The sequence below is a fragment of the Bradyrhizobium canariense genome (assembly GCF_019402665.1).
GTDB lineage: Bacteria > Pseudomonadota > Alphaproteobacteria > Rhizobiales > Xanthobacteraceae > Bradyrhizobium > Bradyrhizobium canariense.
Genome location: NZ_VSST01000042.1, coordinates 224,007 through 246,392 on the forward strand (window position 1 = coordinate 224,007; position 22,386 = coordinate 246,392).

Consider the following 22,386-nt stretch of genomic DNA (forward strand, 5'->3'; position numbering starts at 1 on the left):
TTTTCACCCGCTGGCCGGCACAGCATCCCGATCCGCTGCAACTCTTTTCCGATCCGGCGCCCAACCGGTGAAGGTCAGAATCATGCTTGAGGAAACGAGCCTCGCCTACGAGCCGCGCGGGATCGATATCATGGCCCACGAAAGCCAAGGCGCGCAGGGCAGCACAAAGGTGCTCGCTGCCTCGAGCCTGGGCAGCTGCCTTGTGTTTGTCAGCAGCGCCGTCGTCACTGTCGCGCTCGCGGCGATTGGGCGAGATATGCGCCTTTCGCCGCTCGACCTGCAGTGGGTGATGAACGCCGAGCTCCTGCCGCTCGCGGCCTTGACACTGGCCGCCGGCGCTCTGGGTGACCGGTTCGGTCAGAAGCGGATCTTCCTCGTGGGGATAGCTCTCTTTGGCCTGGGCGCGACGGCGATTGGCTTCGCCCCGAGTTTTGTCGTTTTCATCGTCGCCCGGTTCCTGCAAGGCTTGGGCGGAGCCTTTATCCTACCCAACGGCCTTTCCCTGCTCGGGCAGGCCTTTCCCGCCGAGAAGAAAGCCCATGCAGTGGGCATCTGGTCCGCCGCCGCGGCTGTCGCCAGCGGCGTCGCGCCCGCGATTGCCGGCGTGATCCTCGATCACGGGTCCTGGCGGACGACTTTTCTGATGCTGCTGCCCGCAGTCGCCGTCGCGCTGGCCGTAGGCACCGTGTGGATACCGGAGGACTGCCCGGCCAGCCACACCCAGGTCGACGTCGGTGGCGCGGTCTTTTCGACAGTCGGGCTCGGCGGGCTAGGCGCAGGGCTGACCAGTCTGACGAACGGCTCCGGTCTGAACCTTTGGGTGCTCGTCACCCTGATCGTCGGTTTGGGCGGCTTAGCCGGCCTCATCCTGACCGAACGGCGACTGGGCGACAAGGCCATGCTGCCCCCGTCCCTCTTCGCCTCGCGGTCGGTCGTCGGCGCGAACCTGTTCACGGCGCTTCTCTATGGAGCGTTGACGGTCACGCTAACCTTGATCCCGTTCGTGATGATTCGGGGCGCGCACCTGCCGACGAAGGTCGCAGGCCTGGCCTTCATTCCGCTGCAAGTGCTGATTACGGTCATCTCCCCGCTCGCCGGCATGCTCTGCCGCCAGTACGGCCGGCGCTTGCCATTGTTCGCCGGCGGCGCCGTTGTCGCCTTGGGATGCGCCCTGACGCTCCGTGTCGGTTCAAACGCGACCTATTGGGCGGACATCTTCCCCTCCATCTTCCTGGTATCGCTGGGCATGAGCCTGGCAATCGCACCGTTGACCACCCTCGTCCTCACCTCCGTCGAGCCTGATCGCGCCGGAACCGCGTCTGGTATCAACAGCGCGGTCTCACGGGCCGGATCCCTCTTCGCCATTGCCCTGCTCGGCGGCGTCCTGAAGCAGGGCGGTGCACAGCTGTTCTGGGGATTCCACATGGCGATGGCTGTCGCCGCGGTCGCGTGCGTTCTCGCCACGCTCGCGGTGTTCATTATTGAGCCAGGGCCCCACGTCGACTTCATCCCGCCAGACTAACCTCTTTGGTGGCTTAATCAGCAGACCGGCAAGGCCGGAGGAAACGATGAAGAAGGAAGACCATCCTGTAGGAAGAAGGAGAAAGCCCATGAACATCCGTACCACCATCGCCGCCACCTGCGCCGCGCTGGCCTTCTCGATCACGGGCCCCATCTACGCCCACGATAGTAAAGCGCAAGCCGTCACAAAGAACTTCGAGGCGGCCATTCCCAATATGCCTGGCAAGTCGCTGATCGCCGTGGAAGTCGATTACACGCCCGGCGCGGCCTCCGTGCCCCACACCCACGCGAAGTCGGCCTTCATCTACGCCTATGTGATTTCGGGCGCGATCGAGTCGAAGGTGAATGACGGCGAGACGCGCATCTATCGCTCAGGCGAGAGCTGGTCCGAAGGGCCGGGCGATATCCATTCGATCAGCCGCAACGCGAGCAAGACCGAGCCGGCAAAGCTGCTCGCTGTCTTCGTCCTCGACACCAATGACGACCCTCTGACCACGCCTATCAACTAAAGCTTTAGACGGATCGTAAAACGAGTAGCCAGTTAGATTGGCCCTGCTGAGAGCGACAATGCGCCATGAAGCAGATGCGACGTTTCCATCAGGCGCAAGGCTCTCGTGGCCACGACGTAAACCTTGGTGTGATCTTCTCAGCCAAAGGTCAGGTGAGGGTCAACCTCTGTGCAATGGCTTGGCCCGTCTCTCTGAGGCTAGGCTTGGGCATAACGGCCGATGTGTTGAGCGGCAAGAGAAACAGGAGAGGTTCATCCATGATCACGATGGCTGCAACCGCATTTTCGGATTTTGCTCGTAGGACGGCTGAGTTCGTCTCGGAGTTCGCCAGTGTCATTCGCAACCTAATTATGGACGTGCGGGACAGCTACCGACCCGAGCTGCGCGACATGCGGGGCCCCGGCCCGAAATGGCGTGCCAAGCATCAGCGTTGGCCGAGATTCGGTTCTGGAGCTGCATCGCAGGAGTGGCAGCGCCGGCTGCTGCCAGTGCATATACGTCCTAACGCGACTAACCCCACCCGATAACCGGCCGAGGTAAAGGAAATCATGCTTGCTCGCTGGCCGGCCACCGGGGCTTGGATGTTGCTCAGCGCCGCCAGCCGTTGCATCGCGTTGCTCGGCCTGGTCGCCATGCTGAGCTGCTCGGCGTATGCCGGCGTGGTCCTCGAAAAACGAGGTTTGCCGATGAATTTCAGCTGGGTCGCCTGTCAGCCGAATTGCCGGAGCTGGGTCAGCGCAGTCGGCATCATCACCGCCGAGACCCCAAGCGATTTCGATGCCTTCGCGCACGATCATCAGCTCAAGGGTGAAACGATCGTGCTGGATTCCAGCGGCGGGTCGGTCAATGACGCGATCGCGCTCGGACAGCGGTTTCGGGCGCTCGAAATGGTCACGACCGTTGGGGGGACTGTGCTTACTCCCAGCGCACGTGGCGAGCGGGCCCACGTGTCGCCCGAGGCCTACTGCGAGTCCATGTGCGTTTTTCTGCTGCTGTCGGGCAAGTCGCGTTACGTGCCTGAACGGGCGCATGTCCGCGTGCATCAAATCTGGTTGAGCTACTGCGCTGACAATGCACGAGCCGCGAGCTACACCGCGGATGATCTCACCACTGTGGAGCGCGATATCGGACGTCTCGCCAAGTACACCTTCGACATGGGCGGCGCGGGTGATCTGCTATCACTTTCGCTAAACGTTCCGCCCTGGGAAGATTTACATGAACTGTCCCCGGAAGAATTGCGAGTGACTAATCTCATCACTACCGACAATGCTGCTCCGCTGGGCAGCCCGAACGCAAGCCCGGTCGAGCTGTCGCCCAAATCGCTACAGGATCTCTTCGTGAGCACTGTGGCGGCGGCCTCCGCTGGGCAAGAGTAGCGAGTAGTTCTTTCGAAGGTACTGCCTCCAGACAATCAAAGGGCATCGCTGTTTCCTAAGTGTCAGAGAGCGGAAAATCTTGACCTGCCCTGCTCCGCGTCCGCTCTCCCTCAATGCGGACCTCCCCGGCTGCGGCTTCCGCGTCCGCTTTGGTAGCGCACATCCGGCCAGCCGAAAGGACGATTTCCTTATCTGTCGGAAGTGGACATCTCGAGTCGCATCCTAGATTCGTGAATCATACTCTGGTGCCGCATCGCCAACCTGCCATGCCTCGCGCCTTTTGTCCGTTCTCGTCTTTCCCGAGGCTCCCTGCGCGACCTTCGCGGCACCAGCTACGCAATCCGCGACGTCATGATTGCCAATACAGCGACTGAAACGCGGCTTAGACTTCTCTGCAGAATGCAACGTCGGTTTCGAAGTGCCATGCGGCTGATGGCATTCCTCGCACGGCATCACGTCGCGCGGCGAGCGGCAATAACGATCGTCTATCGACTCTATGGCGAGAGGTGATTTCCCAAGCGAGCGTTGCAAGGTCATTCTCCCAAAAAAAAGCATGGTCCAATCAATTTCAGGATCAGGCACCGCTGTGGCGGTGCTCCGGCTACGGGTGTTGATTGAACGACACAAATGGCGCGAAAAGAAAGACACTGATGTCCCAGGAAGCTTATGACATTCTCATTGTTGGTGCGGGCGCGGCCGGCTGCGTCGTTGCGAGTCATCTCGCCGAACAGACCGATGCGTCGATCGCGCTTATCGAAGCAGGCGACATGGATCACGATCCGTTCATCCATATTCCTGCCGGCTTCGCAAAAATGCTGGCCCACGACCGGCATGTCTGGAAATACGAAACGATTCCCCTGCACGGCACGAAGCGAGCCTATCGCTCAGGCAAGGTGCTCGGCGGCGGCTCCTCGATCAATGCGATGTGTTACGTGCGTGGCCAAATACGCGACTACGCCGCGTGGCAAGTCGCGGTCGGCGACACCGGCAAATGGTCGTATGAGGACCTGCTTCCCGTCTTCATGGCGCAGGAACACAACGACACCTTTCACGACGAATATCACGGAATCGATGGTGGCCTGTCGGTCCAGTTGCCGAAAGGCATCAACAAGCTGAACCAATACTGCCTCAAAGCCTTCCAGGAATATGGGCTTCCCTATAATCCCGACTATAACGGCGAGAGCCAGATAGGCGTCTCGCCTGTGCAGTCAACGGTCGGAAATCAGCGGCGGTGCAGTGCGGTCGATGCTTATCTGCGTCCGCACCTCGCCTCTGGCCGCGTCACCCTTCTCACCGGCAAGACCGTCGTTCGCATCATCGTGGAGAACAAGCGGGCCGTTGGCGTTGAGCTCATGAACAACGGTCTGGAAAGGATCATGGCCGACGAGGTCGTGCTGTCGGCCGGCACGGTCCACAGCCCAATGATCCTCATGCACTCGGGCATCGGGCCAGCCGAGCAGCTGCGCCAGCACGGCATCACCGCGGTAGTCGATTCTCCGGAGGTGGGCGAAAATCTCCACGACCACTGCATCGTGCCGGTCCGTGCCTATGTAAACGGCGATCTCGGCTATCAGGCAGCCGCGCAGGGTCTCGGAACCGTGAAGGCGGGCTTACGCTACTACGTCACTAAGGATGGTCCGGCGTCGGGTAACGGCATCGAGACGGTTTCTCACTGGAATCCGTCGGACTTCGCCGCCGAACCGACGATCCAATGCTATCACGTGCCTATCATTGCGGCCGATGGAATCAGCCCGACGGGCGACCGCTCGGGCATCACCTTCGAACTCGTGGTGCTTCAGCCGAAGAGTCGTGGCTGGGTGCGGCTGGCCGACAGCGACCCGAGATCGATGCCGCTCATCAACCCGAACTTCATGGGCGAGGAAGAAGACCTGAGGGCTGCGGTGGAAGCGGTGCGCGCGGTCCGCAAGGTCATGGAGCAGGAGTCGCTGGCGCCAGTGATCGCGGAAGAGATCGAGCCCGGCCCGCGCCTCCAGTCGGACGCCGAGATCGGCGAATGGGTGAAGCGTGTCGTGACGACTATGTTTCACCCGGTCGGGACGTGCCGGATGGGCCAGGATGCGCGATCTGTGGTCGATGCAAGGCTTAGGGTCCGCGGGGTCGACGGTCTGCGGGTAATCGACGCCTCTATCATGCCGAACATCACCAGTGGCAATACCAACGCCCCGACCCAGGCGCTCGCGCGCCACGGCACGGGGATGTTGGTCGACGATCTGAAGCTGACTAAGGGAGTCCTGGCGCAAGCCGAAGTAGCCTGAGTAGACACTCATCGACGGCGGAATCGACCCTGTCGTTCACGTCGAAGGGCCGAGTTTCCGCAAACGTGCAGCTCGAATTCGCACAATTGCTAGTTCAGAGCCATCCTCCGCGAATAGTAAGGCTGCATCAACCCTGAAGGAGGCAACAAAATGAGGATTGAGGATGCGAGAAAGCGCCGCGAGGCGCCGCTCGACACGCCGAGTAATCTCGGCTGCAACGCCACCAAGGATATTTCGGCCGCCCTCACTGTGCTTCTGGCGGACGTGTTCGCGCTTTACGTCAAGACCAAGAACTTCCATTGGAACATATCAGGCCCACATTTCCGGGATTATCACCTCCTTCTTGACGCGCAGGCTGCGCAGATTTTCGCGATGACGGACAACATCGCGGAAAGAGCGCGCAAGATCGGCGGCACAACGATCCGCTCGATCGGCCATATCGCGACGGTGAAGCATATCGCGGACAATGACGCGGATTTCGTCACTGCCGAAGACATGCTGGCCGAGCTGAAGGAAGACAACCTGGCACTCACGCAACGCATGCGGCAGACCCGCAATGTTTGCGACGAGCACGGCGATGTAGCCACGGCCAGCCTGATCGAAAACTGGATCGACGAGGCGGAACATCGCACATGGTTCCTGTTCGAGACGACCAGGAGAGCTTGACCGCATGCGAACGCTCGCCGCCGAAAGCAGGCGTGGTTCCGGAGCGAGGCCGCACGGCTGCACTGATCGTCGAGGGATGCGCTGAGCCGAAGTCCAAAAACACGATGCATCAAAGTTCGAGCTGGCAGCGTGTGGCTTCACTCTCGGCCATTTGAATGCCGGAGTGAGAGCAGGTGTAGACGGACGTTCGCCCTCGCGCATGCGCGGACCGTGCGATCAGCGCACGCATTTCGACCGGCGGCATAGAATGGATTGGATACTGACTTGAACGACACAGATTTATTGCAGGACTCCCCAGGCGTGTCAAAATCGGCGAAGGCGCCAGCACCTTGCAGTGAAGCGGAGTTCGACGTCGACTTGTTCGTGATTGGCGGGGGGTCGGGAGGCATCCGCGCCGCGCGCGTCGCCTCGGGACACGGCGCCAAAGTGATGCTCGCCGAGGAGTATCGGCTGGGAGGGACATGTGTCATCCGCGGCTGCGTGCCGAAGAAATTGTTCGTGTACGCGAGCCGTTTCAGCGACTCGTTCGACGAGGCCGCGGAATTCGGCTGGCGCTTTTCAGTCCCGCATTTCGATTGGCCGTCATTAGTCGCCGCGAAGGACCGGGAGATCACGCGGCTGGAGGGGCTCTACGTCACCGGTCAACAAGGCGCGGGCGTAGAGGTCGTGAGATCTCGCGCTGTGCTCGAGGATGCGCATACGGTGCGCCTCCTCGAAGACGGCCGCCGCGTACGCGCGCGCACGATCTTGATCGCGACGGGCGCACACCCCGAACTGCCTCCCTTCGAAGGCATTGAACTCGGTATCACCTCCGACGGCGTCTTCGACTTGAAGACTTTCCCGAGAAAGCTTGTCATCGGCGGCGCTGGATACATCGCGATGGAGTTTGCCGGTCTGTTTGCCGCGCTGGGAAGCGACGTCACCGTCGTTTGTCGCGGGAGCAATGTGCTCCGCGGCTTTGACGAGGACGTGCGCCAGGCGGTCGCCGCGTCCTACACGAACCGTGGCATTAAACTGATGTTCGGCGACAGCATCCGCCGCCTCCGACGACGGCACACGGGCGTCGGCGGTGGCGACCATTCAGGAGGAATCGACGTTACCACCGAACAAGGCGGAAGGCTGGTGGCCGACCAGGTGCTGCTCGCCTTCGGCCGCACCCCGAACACGACCTCGCTCGGGCTCGACCGCGCAGGGGTCAAGACTGGGGCAGACGGCGCTATCATTGTCGACGCAAACTCGCGCACAAACATTCCGAACATCTACGCGGTGGGCGATGTGTCGAACCAATTCAACCTGACGCCAGTCGCGATACGCGAGGGCCATGCGTTCGCCGACACCGTGTTTGGCAAGAAAGCTTGGCAGGTCGACTACTCCAATGTGCCGACCGCGGTCTTCTCCAGCCCCGAGATCGGCACCGTTGGCCTGACGGAGCTGGAAGCGAGGGCGCAATACCTTGCTGTCGACGTCTACAAGGTCCGCTTCCGCCCGCTGAAGGCAGCCGTAACGGGCGATTGCGAGGCCAGGCTTCTGAAGGTCGTCGTGGATTGCGAGTCTGACCGGATCCTTGGGATCCATATCTTCGCTGATGAGGCCAGCGAGATGATCCAGGTGCTAGCCATCGCCGTCGGCAGCGGAGCCACTATGAAAGACTTTATGTCGGTCATGGCCGTGCACCCGACAGTCGGCGAGGAGATCGTTGCAATTCAGACCCCGACCGTACGTTACGACCGGCGCGACGCGTCAACGCCGCTCGTCCCAGGCGCCTCCGTTTGAGGTGGCCGGCGCGTGCGCGGGCGCGACCGCGACGCGTTTGGGGTACCTGCTCGGCTTGGATGTAGCCGCCGATAGGAAGCTCGACCTGGGGCCAGCCAGCGGGAGCCAATGAGGCCTTTCCAGAACTCATGGACCGCTTTGCGTCATCAGCCGCCTCCCGTCACCTGAGGCTTGGGGCCACCAGCTCCGACCTTTCTGCACGCCGCAATACGCCACACTACTCACTTGGCGAAAGCAGGATCGAAGTTTGGCCTCCATCAGGTTAGTGGAAGTCACTTTGAAGAGGACCCAGCTATGAAAGGACCAAAACCTACGCCAGACCACGCCGTAGCAGCCTTTCCCACTACTCCCACGCAATCGTCTCAGGCTGCTTGTTCGTCACGTTGTAGACCACCCGGTTCACGCCCTTCACCTCGTTGATGATGCGCGCCGCGGTCTCGCCCAAGAACTTCATGTCGAACTGGTAAAAGTCCGCGGTCATGCGCGCATTGCAAGCTTTTATGCACTGTCACCGCAATTCCCTAATCCAACATATTCCTATCGATACCTATTGCTTGAAGCAGTGCTCGCGATGCCATTTCAGGAAATGTGGATGTGGACGATCCAATGGCCGCCGCGGTTCAAGCGCGTGGCCGGTCTTGTTGACGACCGATCTTACGCTCTCGCGATCGTTTGTCTGACGTGAGATCAATATCTCCAGATCATCCGCCAAACTAATGAGACCACGATCGAACATCCAATGCGCGGTGCCTGAAAGAGCAATCCCGTTACTAACGATATCCGGTCCGTTCGCCTCGACTGGTCGGATGTGGGCGGCGGCCACCTCGGCGCGCCCCATTCCATTGATGAGCTTCAGCCCGGTGATCGCGCAACGCTCATCATAGGCCCGGAGCACGATCCGGCGGAAAATCCGGTCACGCAAAATTCTCGATACAGTCAGGCTGACGCGGTCGCGTTGTTGGTCGAACCTGAACGGCGCCTGCTCCTCGTTTAAATCGAGCGGTCGGACATCGTCGTCACGCCGCGGCAATAACGGCACGTTCTCGGCGAAACCAAGGGCGCATATTCTATTGAAATCTTCGAGCGAAAGTGGACGGACAGCGGACTGAGCCCGTCCCGAAATCCGTCCCTGCTCGTTCAAAACACCCCGCTCTACTGGTCCGTTCGACCCATTGAAGGGGACCGGATTGGCGAAATCGAGATAGCTTCCTGGCTCGATCACCGCGAGGTACATCCCGGAAGTACCGGGATCCGGAATCACTTGCTGAACCCTTGCAATCGCAAAGTAGCCTCGCGTTTCAGCTACCTTGCTCGGTTCATAATAGATGACCCAATCGTCAATGCAGGCTTCAACACGACGCAGGTACTGACTGGGAAACTGATAACGTTCAGCCGGGCTGTCATCGTAGATCGAGTCGGATCGATGGATGAATACCCCAAATGCCATAACTCAATTAAACTCGTCGGAAGCGACACCCGTCAATCTCGTTCTGCGATTCCGATAGGTTTCGCTGCGCTCTACCCATCCTACTGGCAGAGCATTACTCCGACGGCATTAACAAGGCCAATCGGGCCGCCGCTATCCCCCTATTCCCACTCAATCGTCCCCGGCGGCTTGCTCGTCACGTCGTACACCACCCTATTCACGCCCTTCACCTCGTTGATGATGCGCGTGGCGGTCTCGCCCAAGAACTTCATATCGAACTGGTAGAAATCCGCGGTCATGCCGTCGGTTGAGGTGACGGCGCGCAGGCCCACGACGAAGTCGTAGGTGCGGCCGTCGCCCATGACGCCGACTGTCTTGACCGGGAGCAGCACCGCAAAAGCCTGCCAGATGTCGTCGTAGAGGCCGTGCTTCCGGATCTGGTCGATGTAGACGGCGTCGGCCTTGCGCAGGATATCGAGTTTTTCGCGCGTGATGTCGCCGGGGCAGCGGATGGCGAGGCCGGGGCCTGGGAACGGGTGGCGGCCGACGAAGATTTCGGGCAGGCCGAGCTCGCGACCGAGCTTGCGCACCTCGTCCTTGAACAGCTCGCGCAGGGGCTCGACGAGCTTCATGTTCATGCGCTCGGGGAGACCGCCGACATTGTGGTGCGACTTGATCGTCACCGAGGGGCCGCCGGTGAAGGAGACGCTCTCGATCACATCAGGATAGAGCGTGCCTTGCGCGAGGAAGTCGGCGCCGCCGATCTTCTTGGCCTCCGCCTCGAATACCTCGATGAAGAGGCGGCCGATGGTCTTGCGCTTCACTTCCGGGTCGGTGACGCCTTCGAGCTCGCCCAAAAACTGCTTCGAGGCATCCACGTGCACGAGCGGGATGTTGTAGTGGTGGCGGAACAGATCGACCACGGTCTTGGCTTCGTCGAGGCGCAGCATGCCGTGGTCGACAAACACGCAAGTGAGTTGCTCGCCGATCGCTTCGTGGATCAGCACGGCCGCGACCGCGGAATCGACGCCCCCGGAGAGGCCGCAAAGCACCCTGCCCTTGCCGACCTGGGCGCGGATCTTGGCGATCTCCTCCTCGCGGAAGGCGCGCATCGTCCAGTCGCCGGAAAGGCCGGCGATCTTGCGGACAAAATTGCGGATCAGCTTGGCGCCATCGGGCGTGTGCACCACTTCGGGGTGGAACATCAGGCCGTAATATTTGCGCGTCTCGTCCTGGATGATCGCGAACGGCGCGTTCGGCGAGGTGCCGGCCACCGAGAAGCCCGGCGGCATCTTGGTGATGCGGTCGCCGTGGCTCATCCAGACCTGGTTCTTGCCGCCTGGTGACCAGACGTCCTCGAACAGCTTGCTCGGCGCCTTCACCTCGACATCGGCGCGGCCGAATTCGCGGTGATGGCCGCCCTCGACGGTGCCCCCGAGCTGCTCCGCCATGGCCATCTGGCCGTAGCAGATGCCCATCACGGGCACGCCGGAATCGAAGATCGCTTGCGGCGCGCGGGGCGAGCCGGCCTCATGCACCGATTCAGGGCCGCCGGAGAGAATCACCGCCTTCGGCTTCATCTCGTTGAAGGCCTGTTCGGCCTTGTTGAACGGGACGATCTCGCAATAGACGCCGTCCTCGCGCACGCGACGCGCGATCAGCTGCGTCACCTGGCTGCCGAAGTCGACGATGAGAATCTTGTCGTGCGCCGAGGCCACCGAGGGCGTCGACGCGGAGCGGTCGGTCTGTGCTGCTGTCATGGCAAGCAGATACGCGACGGGGGCTTTTCCCGCAACCGCGCGGGCCGCGCGCCCACATTCTTCTTTGGGCATGGACAAATCGATATAGGTAAGTATCATTGACCTAATATGGCCCGCCACTCACCAAGGGCCGATCAGGGAGAACGTCATGCCACACCATCATCAGCCGTCGAATCTCGCCGCGCTCGGCCGCACCTGGGTCGAGGCCTGGAACGCACGCGATCTCGAGCGCGTGCTCACGCTCTATGCCGAGGACGTCGTGATGACCTCGGACCGCATCCCCGCGATGGGATTCGATGAAAGCGGCACCGTCCGCGGCAAGGATTCGTTGCGGGCCTATTGGAGCAAGGCGCTCGCCCTGTTGCCGGAGCTGCATTTCTCGCTCATCGAATTGTTCGTCAGCCCAGATAGCGTGGTGGTGTTCTACGAGAACGAGCGGGGAAAGCGGATCTGCGAATATCTGCGGGTGAATGCGGCCGGAAAGATCGTGCAGGGATCGGCGAATCATTTGGTGGGCTGACGCTCACCCACCGCTGTCATTCCCCGCGAAGGCGGGGAATCCAGTACGCTACGGCCTGTCGATTCAATTAGTGCGGCCTCTGGAATACTGGATCGCCCGCCTTCGCGGGCGATGACAGCGCGTGTCAGGCGTGAGCATGCCCCAAGCGCGATAGTGCGGGCGCCGCAATGACGGAGACTGTGGCGAGCGCATACGCTAACAACACCGGCGCCGGCACCGAGACAGGACCCTCCCCATGAAGCTCCCCACCTCCCCCTTCACCGTCACCGACTGGAGCAAGGTCGAGCCGACCATCCATCCCGGCGAGACCGGGCAAGCCCAGTGGCGCACGCTCAACATCGGCGATCTCCGGGTGCGGATGGTCGAATATACGCCGGGCTATCTCGCCGACCATTGGTGCGACCGCGGCCACGTGCTCTACGTGCTGCAGGGCGAGCTCGACAGCGAGCTGCGCGACGGCCGCAAGTTCAAGCTCACGGCGGGGATGAGCTATCAGGTCTCGGATTTCGGCGACGCAGCGCACCGGTCCTCGACCGCGACGGGGGCGACGCTGTTTATCGTCGATTGAGGCGCCCCGGAAGGGTTAATTTGCACCGCAAAATAGCAAAATGCGGCGACATTCCGAGCGACGGGTGGTGCCTTGAAGTGGCCCCAAAATCTCGCTATATTGTGATCATCGATACTTGGCCGAACGACTGGGCCGCTTCGCTTCGTTGCTGACGGGCGCGCACGCTTCAGATGATTTCTCCAACATCGACTGATCAGGACTATGGGCGCAATAGTGCGTACCGGTCCGCGTGTTAACTTCTTAAGCAAAGGAAATTCCCATGGCTATGGGCACCGTGAAGTGGTTCAACAATCAAAAGGGTTTTGGTTTCATTCAGCCGGATGACGGCGACAAGGACGTGTTCGTGCACATCAGCGCCGTCGAGCGCGCCGGCCTGTCGACCCTCAATGAGGGCCAGAAGGTCTCGTTCGACATCGTCGCCGATCGTCGCAGCGGCAAGTCCTCGGCTGACAATCTCCGCGTCGGCTAACGCCAGCGCACCGTTCTGACCACGGACGTACCGGCAGAACGTCAAGTTAGAAAACCCCGCGACCGGGTTCCGGTTTGCGGGGTTTTTGTTTTGGGGGCCGCCGCAACCCGCGGTGACGGGGAGGGCTATGCCTTCTTCAAGACCGAGACGAAGAACCCGTCCGTCCCGGTCCGCCGCGGCGTCATCAGCCAGCCTTCCGGCGATTGCAGCGCGGCTTGCGCAAACTCCTCCGCCTTGTCCCAGAGCACGCTCGCGGTCTGCTCTGGCGGCACCACCGCGAACTCAGGATGGCGGCCAGTGAACGCCCTCACCTGCTCGCCGTTCTCCTCCGAAAGCACCGAGCAGGTGATGTAGGCGATGCGGCCGCCGGCCTTGACCAGCGGAACCGCGCGCTCGAGCACCTCGGTCTGGTCCCGCAAGCGAATCTCCAGGGCGCCCGGGCGCATGCGCCATTTGGCATCGGGGTTGCGGCGCCAGGTTCCGGTTCCCGTGCAGGGCGCGTCGATCACGACGAGGTCGGCGGTGGCGCTGATCTCGGCCAGCGGATCGGCCTCGCCCTTGGGCGTGCGCACATCGGCATTGTGGACGCCGGCGCGCGACAGGCGGTCGTGGATCGGCGCAAGCTGCCGCTTGTCGCTGTCGGTCGCGATCAGCCGGCCCTTGCCCTGCATCATCGCGGCGAGCGCCAACGTCTTGCCGCCGGCCCCCGCACAGAGATCGATCACCTGCTCGCCGGGTTTTGCCGCGGTCAAGGCAGCCGCAAGCTGCGACCCCTCATCCTGCACTTCGATGGCGCCCTTGATGAAATCCTCTTCGGCCTGGATGCCGGGGTTGCGTGCATCGGCCGAAAGCTCGATGCGCAGGCCGGTTGCGGACCACTGCGTCGGTTTTGCATGAAGATGAGCAAGCGCCCCCAGCACCTTGTCGCGATTGGATTTTAGCGTGTTGACGCGCAGGTCGAGCGGCGCCCGGCTCGCCATCGCGGCCGCCTCCGCGACGCGCTCGTCGCCGAAGGCTTTTGCCAAGTACGGATCCAGCCATTCCGGATAGTCGCCGGCGATCGCGGCCGGGGCACCTTCCAGCGACCGCGAGGCGAGCGCGGCCTGCTCGGCCTCGGTCAACGGCGCCGGGGCAAAGCGGCTGCCGTCGAACAGCGCGGCCATCGTGGCCGTATCCATGTTGCGCTCGAGGCGAAGCATGCCGATCAGCCGCGACCGCGCGGTGTTCGAATCCATCAGGTAGGCGCTCGAGGCGTAGCGGCGCAGCACGTCCCAGACGAGGCCGGCAATGGCGGCGCGGTCGCCGGAGCCGGCGAAGCGGTGCGCGGTGCCCCACTCCTTCAGCGCCTTGGCCGCAGGCACGCGGTCTTTCTCGATGGTGTCGATCAGTTCGATGGCTGCGGACAGCCGGGCAGCGGGAGTCATTTGAATCTTTCAGATCAGGATCGGCGAGTAGCGCCTAGATCAGCAACAGCATTTTCAACGCGAAGTAGATCCACATCGCGAGCAGGACAAGCACGCCGGCGAGCCAGATCGTGGAGCGGCGGCCGAGATTGTTGGAGGAGACGAAGATTCCGGCATGGACGAAGCGCGTCACCACGAACACCCAGGACATCAGCACGATGAACAGATCGGCATGGCGCAACGGGAGCGCCAGCGCGATCAGGGCGTAGAACAGCACCGGCAGCTCGAACTGGTTGCGGTAGCAATTGGCGATTTGTGTGGCGCCCTTGGGCCAGTTGGGCTCGCCGAGCGCAATGTCGCGGCTCTTGGTCTCGCCGGAGACGAGCGCGCGCCGGCGTCCCATCGCCATGGCGATCAGGAGCGCGAAGGTGAGACCGACCTGCACGAAGACCGGCAGCAAAACCATTTGAATGGACATCGGAATTTCCCGGGATTTTCCCATCCGGCGGAAGGCATAGCTAGCGTCCCTTAGCGGTCACCGCTGGTCCTGACAATCAACGAGTTGAACCGGCGTTCCCGATGAGGCGACCAACGGTCGACAGTTAAAGCGATTTTGCCCCTCGGGGCGCGCAAGGCGAGAGACCGCCATGAACACCCTCTTCAGCCTGATGCCAGCCTGACCGGCGCTTTGACCGAGTCCGCCGACGGGCAGTTCGGCATCCTGATGTCGGCGCTGGCCGGCATCGCGACGGCGCTTGCGGTGGCGCTGGCGATGACGGTCTACTTCCGAATGAGCTATCGGACCTGGCGAGATGTCCTCAGGCACGGCGTCGCTGCGCTCGCCGCCCTCGCGCTGTTCGCGTTTGCCGCCTACGACATGCGCCATGCCGCGCTGGCCTATCTCGGCCTCAATCCATCGAAACCCGCGGTCGAGTTCGAGATCAGCATGCCCAGGGAGACCTTGGCGGCGGCGACCGACACCCAGATCGAGCTGCATACCGACCGCAACCAGACGCTGGCGCTGGTCGAGGGCGTGAAGGAGCTCGGTGATGGCCGCTCCGTGCTGCGCGGCGCGGTGGCGCTCAACCACCGCACCGCGGACCGCGTGCTGGTCGTGAACCTGCCCGGCAAGGGCACCTTCGAATTCCGCCTTCGCCTGCCGGCCGAGCCGCATCGCTCCGAGCAGTTCGGCCCTCAGTTCGGTCCTCAGTTCGGTCCTTGGCACCTCGCCGACCGCATCGCCTCGCCGCTGGCAAGCCCGGTCGCGCCGCAGGACGCCTACACGATCCGCTATCGCGTGCTTTAAACTTTGTTCGATCGCTGACCGCGGACCCGCCGTCATCGTTCCGACGTCGGGCGTGGCCTATGATCGATACATGTCCGAATTTCGCCTGACGCAGATCTCCGACACCCATCTTGGCCGGCGCTTCCCCGGCCTGATCGCAAACTTCCAGGCGCTCAGTGAGCATATCGACACCGATAGGCCCGATCTCGTCGTCAACACCGGCGATGTCTCGTTCGACGGGCCGACCAGCCGCGACGATGTCGAATTCGCCAAGGCCCTGCACGATGCCCTGCCCGTCGCCTGCCGCTACATCCCCGGCAATCACGACATCGGCGACAATCCGACCGCGATCGGCCCTGCGCCGAAGCCGCCGGTCGCGGAAGCGCATCGCCAGCAATTCCGCGAGATCATCGGCGAGGACCATTGGTCGTTCGAGGCCGCGGGCTGGTGCTTCATCGGTGTCAATTCGCTGGTGATGAATTCAGGGCTCGCCTTCGAGGCCGAGCAGTTCGACTGGCTCGCCTCGGAAGTTTCGCGCACGAACGGCAGGCCGGTCGCGCTGTTCGTACACAAGCCGCTGTTTCTCAACCTGCCCGACGACCCCGAGACGCCGGAGACCTCGATCCGCTACGTGCCGCAGCCGGCACGCGCGCGGCTGATCGGGATGTTTGCGCATGTCGACCTGCGCCTCATCGCCAGCGGTCACGTGCACCAGCGGCGCGACTTCACCTGGCGCCACACCCGCCACGTCTGGGCGCCCTCGGCCGGCTTCAAGATCAACGACAAGCGCCAGGACCGGATCGCGATCAAGGAGGTCGGGCTCGTGGAGTACCGCTTCCAGCCCGACGCCTTCGAGGTTCGCCACGTCAGGGCCGCCGGCCAGGTCGATATCGATATCGAGGAGCTGCTCGCCCAGATGGGCGGTGCGCATTAGCGCTTCCCATGGCTGCTCAAGCGACGCTCTTGAGATCCTGCTGGATCGCGGCAAGCAAGGACTGCAGCGCGTCGCTGTTCACCGGTTTGGCCCCGGTGTTGGCGGGCTGAATAATGGCAGGCCGCGCGGCTTTGACCGGGCGCTTGGGGAATGGCGGCGTGGGTGTGGGCATCGCAGATAGCGCGAACACGTCCTCGGTATGGACGAACTTGCCATGAATCACGTCGTCGCGACGGCCCATGACAAACATCGTCGCCCAATAACCGGCGGCCACAAGGATTACGCAGAAAACAACAAGCTCTAACATCATCGCACCTGAAATATGCGCAATGATTCAATGCCTTCGCGAGCCCGTCAATGAACCGACGGTCACACCCGCGGCTTTTGCGGGCGGGTGTGGCCGATCGGTCACTATTTGTTAACCATACCCGGCCCCCGAGGGGGGCCGAGGCGGCCGATCAAGCTTTGTCCGGCCCGACCCGCACCAGCTGCTTGCCGAAATTGGCCCCCTTCAGAAGGCCCATGAAGGCCTCAGGCGCGCTCTCCAGGCCCTCGGTGACGAACTCCTTGTACTTGACCTTGCCCTCGCGGACCCAGCCGGACATGTCGCGCAGGAAGTCGCCATGGCGGGAGGCGAAGTCGGAGACGATGAAGCCGCGGAAGGTCAGCCGCTTGGTCAGCGTCGCGCGCATCATGCTGGCGGCCCATTTCGGCGGCTTCGCTTCAGTGTCGTTGTAGTGGGCGATGAGGCCGCAGACGGGTACGCGCGCAAACGCATTGAGCAGCGGGAAGACCGCCTCGAACACGGCGCCGCCGACATTCTCGAAATAGACGTCGATGCCTTTCGGGCAGGCGTCCTTCAGCTTCGCCGCGAGATCGGGATCGCGGTGATCGATGCAGGCGTCGAAGCCGAGCTCCTTCACGACGAAATCACATTTGTCCTTGCCGCCGGCGATTCCAACCGCGCGTGCGCCCTTGATCTTCGCGATCTGTCCCACGGCCGAACCGACCGCACCGGAGGCACCGGCGACGACGACGGTCTCGCCCGCTTGCGGCTTGCCGATATCGAGCAGGCCCGTGTAGGCGGTCATGCCGGGCATGCCCAGCACGCCGACGGCCGTCGAGATCGGCGCGAGCTTCGGGTCGATCTTGTTCAGCCCCTTGCCGTCGGAGATCGCGTGCGTCTGCCAGCCCGCGCGCGAGAGTACGATGTCGCCCTTGGCGAAGTTCGGATTGTTGGAGGCTGCGACCTCGCAGACCGTACCGGCTTCCATCACGCCGCCGACCGGCACCGGGGTCGCGTAGGACGGACCGTCGCTCATGCGCCCGCGCATATAGGGATCGAGCGAGAGCCAGATCGTGCGCAGCAGGACTTCGCCTGCGGCGGGCGTCGGTACAGCGAATTCCTCGATGCGGAAATCGGACGGCTTTGGCTCGCCGACGGGACGCGCCGCGAGAACGATGCGTTTGCCTTGGGACATGTTGGCTTCCTCCTGATTATGCTTCGGCGCGAACGGAAGCGGAGGGAGCGGAGCACGTCAATACAAAAGCGACGGAGCGTAGTTGCAGGACAGCGCCGCAAATGGAGTTTGGTACACACCAACCGCGCCCTCGCTGTCATCGCCCGACTTGATCGGGCGATCCACTATTCCAGAGGCGGTCGTGGTTGAGCCGAGAGGCCGCGGCGTACTGGATGCCCCGGTCAAGCCGGGGCATGACAGCGGAATGTGGAGCGCCTAACCCCCGCCCGGATAGTTCGGCGCCTCGCGCGTAATGGTGACGTCGTGGACGTGGCTCTCGCGCAGGCCCGCGCCGGTGATACGCACGAACTGCGCCTTCTTGTGCAAGTCCTGGAGCGTGCCTGCACCGACATAGCCCATCGCGGCGCGCAGGCCGCCGGCGAGCTGGTGCATGACGTTGCCGACCGGGCCCTTGTAAGGCACCTGGCCTTCTATGCCTTCGGGCACGAGCTTGAGCGTGTCCTTGATGTCCTGCTGGAAGTAGCGGTCGGCCGAGCCGCGCGCCATCGCGCCGACCGAACCCATGCCGCGATAGGCCTTATAGGAGCGGCCCTGCCACAAGAACACCTCACCGGGCGTCTCATCGGTGCCGGCGAGCAACGAGCCGACCATCGCGATGTCGGCACCGGCAGCAAGCGCCTTGGCAAGGTCGCCGGAGAACTTGATGCCGCCGTCGGCGATCACGGGGATGTCGGACTTCTTCGCCGCTTCCACCGCATCCATGATCGCGGTGAGCTGGGGCACACCGACGCCGGCGACGATGCGCGTGGTGCAGATCGAGCCCGGGCCGATGCCGACCTTGATGCAGTCCGCGCCAGCATCGATCAGCGCCTGCGCACCCTCCGAGGTCGCGACGTTGCCGGCAACGACCTGCACGGAATTGGACAGGCGCTTGATGCGGTTGACCGCATGGAGCACGTGACGGGAATGACCGTGCGCGGTGTCGACCACGACGAGATCGACGCCCGCATCGATCAGCCGCTCGGTGCGCTCGAAGCCGCTATCACCGACCGTGGTGGCGGCGGCGACGCGCAGGCGGCCCTGCGCGTCCTTGCAGGCCAGCGGATGGGCGACCGCCTTCTCCATGTCCTTCACGGTGACCAGACCGACGCAGCGATACTGCTCGTCGACCACGAGCAGCTTCTCGATGCGGTGCTGATGCAGCATCCGCCGTGCCTCGTCCTGGCTGACATTCTCGCGCACCGTGACGAGACCTTCATGCGTCATCAGCTCGGAGATTTTTTGCTGGCGGTCGGTGGCGAAGCGGACGTCGCGGTTGGTGAGGATGCCGACCAGCTTGCCCGGCGTGGACTTGCCGGCACCGGTGACGACGGGAATGCCGGAGATACCGTGATCGCTCATCAGCTTGAGCGCGTCGTCCAGCGTGGCGTCGGGGCTGATGGTGAGCGGGTTCACCACCATGCCCGACTCGTAGCGCTTGACCTGCCGCACCTGGGCGGCCTGCCCTTCGGGATCGAAATTGCGGTGGATGACGCCGATGCCGCCGGCCTGCGCCATGGCGATCGCCATGCGGGCTTCGGTGACCGTGTCCATGGCGGAGGCCATGATCGGGATGTTGAGCGGAATGGCGCGGGTGACGCGAGAGCGGATGTCGACCTCGCCCGGCATGACGTCGGACAGGCCCGGCTTCAGCAGCACGTCGTCGAACGTAAGGGCTTCGCGAATGCCTTGTTGCACGGTGGCCATGTGCCAACTCCTTCCGCGGCCCTGCCGCAAATAGCTATGGATGAGCGCCGCCCTCGGCGTACCTTGCGGCAACGCCGGAGAATCGGAGCCCATCGGTGGGGTTGACGCGGGTCGATAGCACGGGTGGACGACGAATCAAAGCAAATCGGACCGCCGGCCAGCCATGCACAGGCTTTTTAGGCAGATTCAGCGGGGGATAGCCTCGCGGCGCCTCGTACTGGCGAACGGCGTCCCCGTGCCGGCCGATCATCACGGTCTCCGGCGCGGGCGCACTCACCTCGGGTCACGCAGGATTTAGGTGCTATGCGTCGATCCGCAATGGTCGCGGCCCAGTGCCGGTGATAAGCCGCAATTCTCGCCCTTCCTTCCGATTTCCATTACCAATCCGTTATGGTCGACAAGCAACGCGTCATTCCGCTGATCGTGGCCACTGCTCTCTTCATGGAGAACATGGACTCGACGGTGATCGCCACGTCGCTGCCCGCGATCGCAGCCGACATCGGCACCAGCCCATTGACGCTCAAGCTCGCGATCACCTCCTATCTGCTGTCGCTTGCGGTGTTCATCCCGGCGAGCGGCTGGACCGCCGACCGGTTCGGCGCGCGCATGGTGTTTGCGATTGCCGTCGGCGTATTCATGGTCGGCTCGGTCGGCTGCGCGCTCTCGACATCGGTCACCGATTTCGTGTTCGCGCGCATCCTGCAAGGCATGGGCGGGGCGATGATGACGCCGGTCGGGCGCCTCGTGCTGTTGCGGTCGGTCGATAAGAGCGCGCTGGTCAATGCCATGGCGTGGGTGACGGTTCCTGCCCTGATCGGCCCCGTGATCGGGCCGCCGCTCGGCGGCTTCATCACGACCTATGCGTCCTGGCACTGGATCTTCCTGATCAACATCCCGATCGGGTTGCTCGGCATCTTCATGGCCTTGCGCTTCATCGATCCCATCAAAAGCGAGGAACGAGAGCCGTTCGACCTCTACGGCATGGTGCTCGCGGGCCTCGGGCTCGCCGGCATCGCCTTCGGGCTGTCGGTTGCCGGACTCAATCTGCTGCCATGGAGCACAGTTGCCGCCCTGGTCGTCGGCGGATCAATCTCGATGACACTGTATGTCCTTCACGCGCGGCGAACGGGGTCGCCGGTGCTGGACTTCACGCTGCTGAGGCTGCCGACGCTACGCGCCGCCGTTCTCGGCGGATTCATGTTCCGGCTCGGCATCGGCGCGCTGCCGTTCCTGTTGCCGCTGCTGATGCAGATCGGCTTCGGCCTCTCGCCGTTCAAGTCCGGCCTCGTCACGTTTGGCTCCTCGCTCGGCGCCATGGGCATGAAGGCGCTGGCCGCACGCATCATCCGCGCCTTCGGCTTCCGCAACCTGATGACGGTGAACGCGATCATCAGTGCCGTCTTTCTCGCCGCCTGCGCCCTCTTCACCGTGACGACGCCGCTGCTGATCATCATGATCATCCTGGTGGTCGGCGGCTTCTTCCGTTCGCTCGAGTTCACCGCGATCAACACGGTTGCCTATGCCGAGGTCGAGCAGGCGCAGATGAGCCGCGCCACCACGCTCGTCAGCGTCAACCAGCAGCTCGCGGTCTCGGCCGGCGTCGCCGTCGGCGCCGCGTCCGTGGAGACGACGATGTGGCTCAGCCACGTCAGCGAGCTCAACGCCACCGTGTTCGCGCCGGCCTTCGTCGTGGTCGCGCTCACCTCGGCGGCATCGAGCTGGTTCTTCTGGCAGATGCCCGCCGATGCCGGCCACGAAGTCTCCGGCCGCAAGGCCGTGGAGATCGCGAGCCGCAAGGGTGCCGGCAAGGGCGCGGCCAAGGCGGCCGTCAAAGCCGCGACCGAGGATACCCAGGACGTGCGGGATCAGCGGCTGGGGTAGCCTATCTCGTCATTGCGAGCGAAGCGAAGCAATCCAGAATCCCTCCGCGGAGACAGTCTGGATTGCTTCGTCGCAAGAGCTCCTCGCAATGACGGAGTTTGTTGCTATTCCGTCGCCCCGCCCCGAAATCCCGTCGCCAGCACGTAGCGCTCCGAGGAATCTGCACGGCTTGCGGCCGGCTTGACGTGACGCACTGTTGCGAAATCGCGCTTGAGCTGGGCGAGCAGCTCGGCGTCGGCGCCGCTCTGGAACGCCTTCGCCAGGAAGGTCCCGCCCGGCTTCAGCACATCGCAGGCGAACGCGGCGGCGGTCTCGATCAGGCCGACGATGCGAAGCTGGTCGGTCTTGCGGTGGCCGGTGGTGTTGGCGGCCATGTCGGACATCACGATGTCGGCGCCGCCGTCGAGCATGGCCTTGAGCTTGTCCGGCGCGTCATTGTCCATGAAGTCGAGCTGCGCGAACTCGACGCCGGCGATTTCGGGGATTTCCAGCAGGTCGATTGCGATGACCTTGCCCTTGCCGTCGACCGAGCCGACGCGCTTGGCGGCGATCTGGCTCCAGCCACCCGGCGCCGCACCGAGATCGACCACCGCCATGCCGTGCTTGAGTAGCCGGTATTTGTCGTCGATCTCCAGCAGCTTGAAAGCGGCGCGCGAGCGATAACCCAGCGCCTTCGCCTTCACCACATAGGGATCGTTGAGCTGCCGCTCCAGCCAGAGCTTCGACGACAATTTTCGCTTGCCGTGGGTCTTGACCTGGACGTGCAAGCGGCCGGTGGTGTCCTTGGCCATC

Annotated in this window: 20 protein-coding genes and 1 pseudogene; 12 read left to right on the forward strand and 9 right to left on the reverse strand. The window is 63.1% G+C overall.

Annotated features, from left to right (window positions below):
* Positions 1 to 82: 82 nt before the first annotated feature.
* From FXB41_RS40935 to gorA, 6 genes are all read left to right on the forward strand, one after another.
* Positions 83 to 1,522 (forward strand): MFS transporter, encoded by a 1,440-nt coding sequence (locus FXB41_RS40935; RefSeq protein ID WP_311985872.1) that lies wholly within the window; start codon positions 83 to 85, stop codon positions 1,520 to 1,522.
* An 88-nt stretch (positions 1,523 to 1,610) separates the two neighbouring features.
* Positions 1,611 to 2,030 carry a cupin domain-containing protein gene (locus tag FXB41_RS22920; RefSeq protein ID WP_219683347.1) on the forward strand — a complete coding sequence of 140 codons (420 nt, stop codon included), beginning with the start codon at positions 1,611 to 1,613 and terminating at the stop codon, positions 2,028 to 2,030.
* Between the two features lie 581 nt (positions 2,031 to 2,611).
* Positions 2,612 to 3,406 carry a COG3904 family protein gene (locus FXB41_RS22925; RefSeq protein WP_246649062.1) on the forward strand — a complete coding sequence of 265 codons (795 nt, stop codon included), beginning with the start codon at positions 2,612 to 2,614 and terminating at the stop codon, positions 3,404 to 3,406.
* Between the two features lie 650 nt (positions 3,407 to 4,056).
* The gene (locus FXB41_RS22930; protein WP_219683297.1) at positions 4,057 to 5,682 is read left to right on the forward strand and encodes a GMC family oxidoreductase; all 1,626 of its coding nucleotides are present in this window, start codon (positions 4,057 to 4,059) and stop codon (positions 5,680 to 5,682) included.
* Between the two features lie 150 nt (positions 5,683 to 5,832).
* Entirely contained in the window at positions 5,833 to 6,348 is a 516-nt protein-coding gene (locus tag FXB41_RS22935) for a Dps family protein (RefSeq protein WP_219683298.1), read from the forward strand.
* A 300-nt stretch (positions 6,349 to 6,648) separates the two neighbouring features.
* Positions 6,649 to 8,121, forward strand: a complete 1,473-nt coding sequence (gene gorA / locus FXB41_RS22940) for a glutathione-disulfide reductase (protein WP_219683348.1) — start codon at positions 6,649 to 6,651, stop codon at positions 8,119 to 8,121.
* Between the two features lie 343 nt (positions 8,122 to 8,464).
* Here gorA and FXB41_RS22945 read toward each other — a convergent pair.
* The 3 genes and pseudogenes from FXB41_RS22945 to guaA all read right to left on the reverse strand — a co-directional run.
* Positions 8,465 to 8,602, reverse strand: a pseudogene (locus FXB41_RS22945) (GMP synthase (glutamine-hydrolyzing)); the annotation flags it as partial.
* Positions 8,603 to 8,668: 66 nt separating this feature from the next.
* Positions 8,669 to 9,568, reverse strand: coding sequence for an HNH endonuclease (locus FXB41_RS22950; protein ID WP_219683299.1), 900 nt, complete (start codon positions 9,566 to 9,568; stop codon positions 8,669 to 8,671).
* 140 nt (positions 9,569 to 9,708) lie between these two features.
* Positions 9,709 to 11,307: a glutamine-hydrolyzing GMP synthase gene (gene guaA, locus FXB41_RS22955; protein WP_198288294.1), complete on the reverse strand. Its 1,599-nt coding sequence runs from the start codon at positions 11,305 to 11,307 to the stop codon at positions 9,709 to 9,711.
* Between the two features lie 148 nt (positions 11,308 to 11,455).
* Here guaA and FXB41_RS22960 point away from each other — a divergent pair, with 148 nt between their 5' ends.
* From FXB41_RS22960 to FXB41_RS22970, 3 genes are all read left to right on the forward strand, one after another.
* Positions 11,456 to 11,827, forward strand: coding sequence for a nuclear transport factor 2 family protein (locus tag FXB41_RS22960; protein WP_007592190.1), 372 nt, complete (start codon positions 11,456 to 11,458; stop codon positions 11,825 to 11,827).
* 235 nt (positions 11,828 to 12,062) lie between these two features.
* Positions 12,063 to 12,395 (forward strand): DHCW motif cupin fold protein, encoded by a 333-nt coding sequence (locus tag FXB41_RS22965; RefSeq protein WP_219683300.1) that lies wholly within the window; start codon positions 12,063 to 12,065, stop codon positions 12,393 to 12,395.
* A 259-nt stretch (positions 12,396 to 12,654) separates the two neighbouring features.
* Positions 12,655 to 12,864, forward strand: coding sequence for a cold-shock protein (locus FXB41_RS22970; RefSeq protein WP_007592195.1), 210 nt, complete (start codon positions 12,655 to 12,657; stop codon positions 12,862 to 12,864).
* A gap of 125 nt (positions 12,865 to 12,989) precedes the next feature.
* Here the strand turns inward: FXB41_RS22970 and FXB41_RS22975 are convergent, their stop codons facing one another.
* On the reverse strand, positions 12,990 to 14,288 hold the full coding sequence (locus tag FXB41_RS22975; RefSeq protein WP_219683301.1) for an RsmB/NOP family class I SAM-dependent RNA methyltransferase: 1,299 nt from the start codon (positions 14,286 to 14,288) through the stop codon (positions 12,990 to 12,992).
* A 34-nt stretch (positions 14,289 to 14,322) separates the two neighbouring features.
* Positions 14,323 to 14,745 carry an MAPEG family protein gene (locus FXB41_RS22980; RefSeq protein ID WP_007592199.1) on the reverse strand — a complete coding sequence of 141 codons (423 nt, stop codon included), beginning with the start codon at positions 14,743 to 14,745 and terminating at the stop codon, positions 14,323 to 14,325.
* 210 nt (positions 14,746 to 14,955) lie between these two features.
* On the opposite strand from FXB41_RS22980, the gene FXB41_RS22985 reads away from it, so the two are divergent.
* Together FXB41_RS22985 and FXB41_RS22990 are read left to right on the forward strand one after the other, a co-directional pair.
* Positions 14,956 to 15,573 (forward strand): acriflavin resistance protein, encoded by a 618-nt coding sequence (locus FXB41_RS22985; protein WP_246649063.1) that lies wholly within the window; start codon positions 14,956 to 14,958, stop codon positions 15,571 to 15,573.
* 70 nt (positions 15,574 to 15,643) lie between these two features.
* Complete coding sequence (locus tag FXB41_RS22990; RefSeq protein WP_219683302.1) at positions 15,644 to 16,486, forward strand: metallophosphoesterase family protein; 843 nt, start codon at positions 15,644 to 15,646, stop codon at positions 16,484 to 16,486.
* A 16-nt stretch (positions 16,487 to 16,502) separates the two neighbouring features.
* On the opposite strand, the gene FXB41_RS22995 is transcribed toward FXB41_RS22990, so the two are convergent.
* The 3 genes from FXB41_RS22995 to guaB form a co-directional block, all read right to left on the reverse strand.
* Positions 16,503 to 16,793: a hypothetical protein gene (locus FXB41_RS22995; RefSeq protein WP_219683303.1), complete on the reverse strand. Its 291-nt coding sequence runs from the start codon at positions 16,791 to 16,793 to the stop codon at positions 16,503 to 16,505.
* Between the two features lie 151 nt (positions 16,794 to 16,944).
* The gene (gene curA, locus FXB41_RS23000; RefSeq protein WP_219683304.1) at positions 16,945 to 17,967 is read right to left on the reverse strand and encodes an NADPH-dependent curcumin/dihydrocurcumin reductase; all 1,023 of its coding nucleotides are present in this window, start codon (positions 17,965 to 17,967) and stop codon (positions 16,945 to 16,947) included.
* Between the two features lie 255 nt (positions 17,968 to 18,222).
* Positions 18,223 to 19,713, reverse strand: coding sequence for an IMP dehydrogenase (gene guaB / locus FXB41_RS23005; protein WP_007592224.1), 1,491 nt, complete (start codon positions 19,711 to 19,713; stop codon positions 18,223 to 18,225).
* Positions 19,714 to 20,103: 390 nt separating this feature from the next.
* Between guaB and FXB41_RS23010 the strand changes: the two genes are divergently transcribed.
* Entirely contained in the window at positions 20,104 to 21,594 is a 1,491-nt protein-coding gene (locus FXB41_RS23010; protein WP_007592228.1) for an MFS transporter, read from the forward strand.
* A gap of 104 nt (positions 21,595 to 21,698) precedes the next feature.
* Here FXB41_RS23010 and FXB41_RS23015 read toward each other — a convergent pair whose 3' ends face one another.
* Positions 21,699 to 22,385 carry an RlmE family RNA methyltransferase gene (locus FXB41_RS23015; RefSeq protein ID WP_007592230.1) on the reverse strand — a complete coding sequence of 229 codons (687 nt, stop codon included), beginning with the start codon at positions 22,383 to 22,385 and terminating at the stop codon, positions 21,699 to 21,701.
* Between the last annotated feature and the right edge of the window lies 1 nt (position 22,386).

Bases quoted from the DNA above. Each gene is read 5' to 3' on its own strand.
- FXB41_RS22975 (WP_219683301.1), bottom strand. From the start codon at position 14,288: ATGACTCCCGCTGCCCGGCTGTCCGCAGCCATCGAACTGATCGACACC.
- FXB41_RS22965 (WP_219683300.1), top strand. From the start codon at position 12,063: ATGAAGCTCCCCACCTCCCCCTTCACCGTCACCGACTGGAGCAAGGTC.
- FXB41_RS22935 (WP_219683298.1), top strand. From the start codon at position 5,833: ATGAGGATTGAGGATGCGAGAAAGCGCCGCGAGGCGCCGCTCGACACG.
- FXB41_RS22995 (WP_219683303.1), bottom strand. From the start codon at position 16,793: ATGTTAGAGCTTGTTGTTTTCTGCGTAATCCTTGTGGCCGCCGGTTAT.
- guaA (WP_198288294.1), bottom strand. From the start codon at position 11,307: ATGACAGCAGCACAGACCGACCGCTCCGCGTCGACGCCCTCGGTGGCC.
- FXB41_RS40935 (WP_311985872.1), top strand. From the start codon at position 83: ATGCTTGAGGAAACGAGCCTCGCCTACGAGCCGCGCGGGATCGATATC.
- FXB41_RS22970 (WP_007592195.1), top strand. From the start codon at position 12,655: ATGGCTATGGGCACCGTGAAGTGGTTCAACAATCAAAAGGGTTTTGGT.
- guaB (WP_007592224.1), bottom strand. From the start codon at position 19,713: ATGGCCACCGTGCAACAAGGCATTCGCGAAGCCCTTACGTTCGACGAC.
- FXB41_RS22960 (WP_007592190.1), top strand. From the start codon at position 11,456: ATGCCACACCATCATCAGCCGTCGAATCTCGCCGCGCTCGGCCGCACC.
- FXB41_RS23015 (WP_007592230.1), bottom strand. From the start codon at position 22,385: ATGGCCAAGGACACCACCGGCCGCTTGCACGTCCAGGTCAAGACCCAC.
- FXB41_RS22980 (WP_007592199.1), bottom strand. From the start codon at position 14,745: ATGTCCATTCAAATGGTTTTGCTGCCGGTCTTCGTGCAGGTCGGTCTC.
- curA (WP_219683304.1), bottom strand. From the start codon at position 17,967: ATGTCCCAAGGCAAACGCATCGTTCTCGCGGCGCGTCCCGTCGGCGAG.
- FXB41_RS23010 (WP_007592228.1), top strand. From the start codon at position 20,104: ATGGTCGACAAGCAACGCGTCATTCCGCTGATCGTGGCCACTGCTCTC.
- FXB41_RS22930 (WP_219683297.1), top strand. From the start codon at position 4,057: ATGTCCCAGGAAGCTTATGACATTCTCATTGTTGGTGCGGGCGCGGCC.
- FXB41_RS22925 (WP_246649062.1), top strand. From the start codon at position 2,612: ATGTTGCTCAGCGCCGCCAGCCGTTGCATCGCGTTGCTCGGCCTGGTC.
- FXB41_RS22950 (WP_219683299.1), bottom strand. From the start codon at position 9,568: ATGGCATTTGGGGTATTCATCCATCGATCCGACTCGATCTACGATGAC.
- FXB41_RS22990 (WP_219683302.1), top strand. From the start codon at position 15,644: ATGTCCGAATTTCGCCTGACGCAGATCTCCGACACCCATCTTGGCCGG.
- FXB41_RS22920 (WP_219683347.1), top strand. From the start codon at position 1,611: ATGAACATCCGTACCACCATCGCCGCCACCTGCGCCGCGCTGGCCTTC.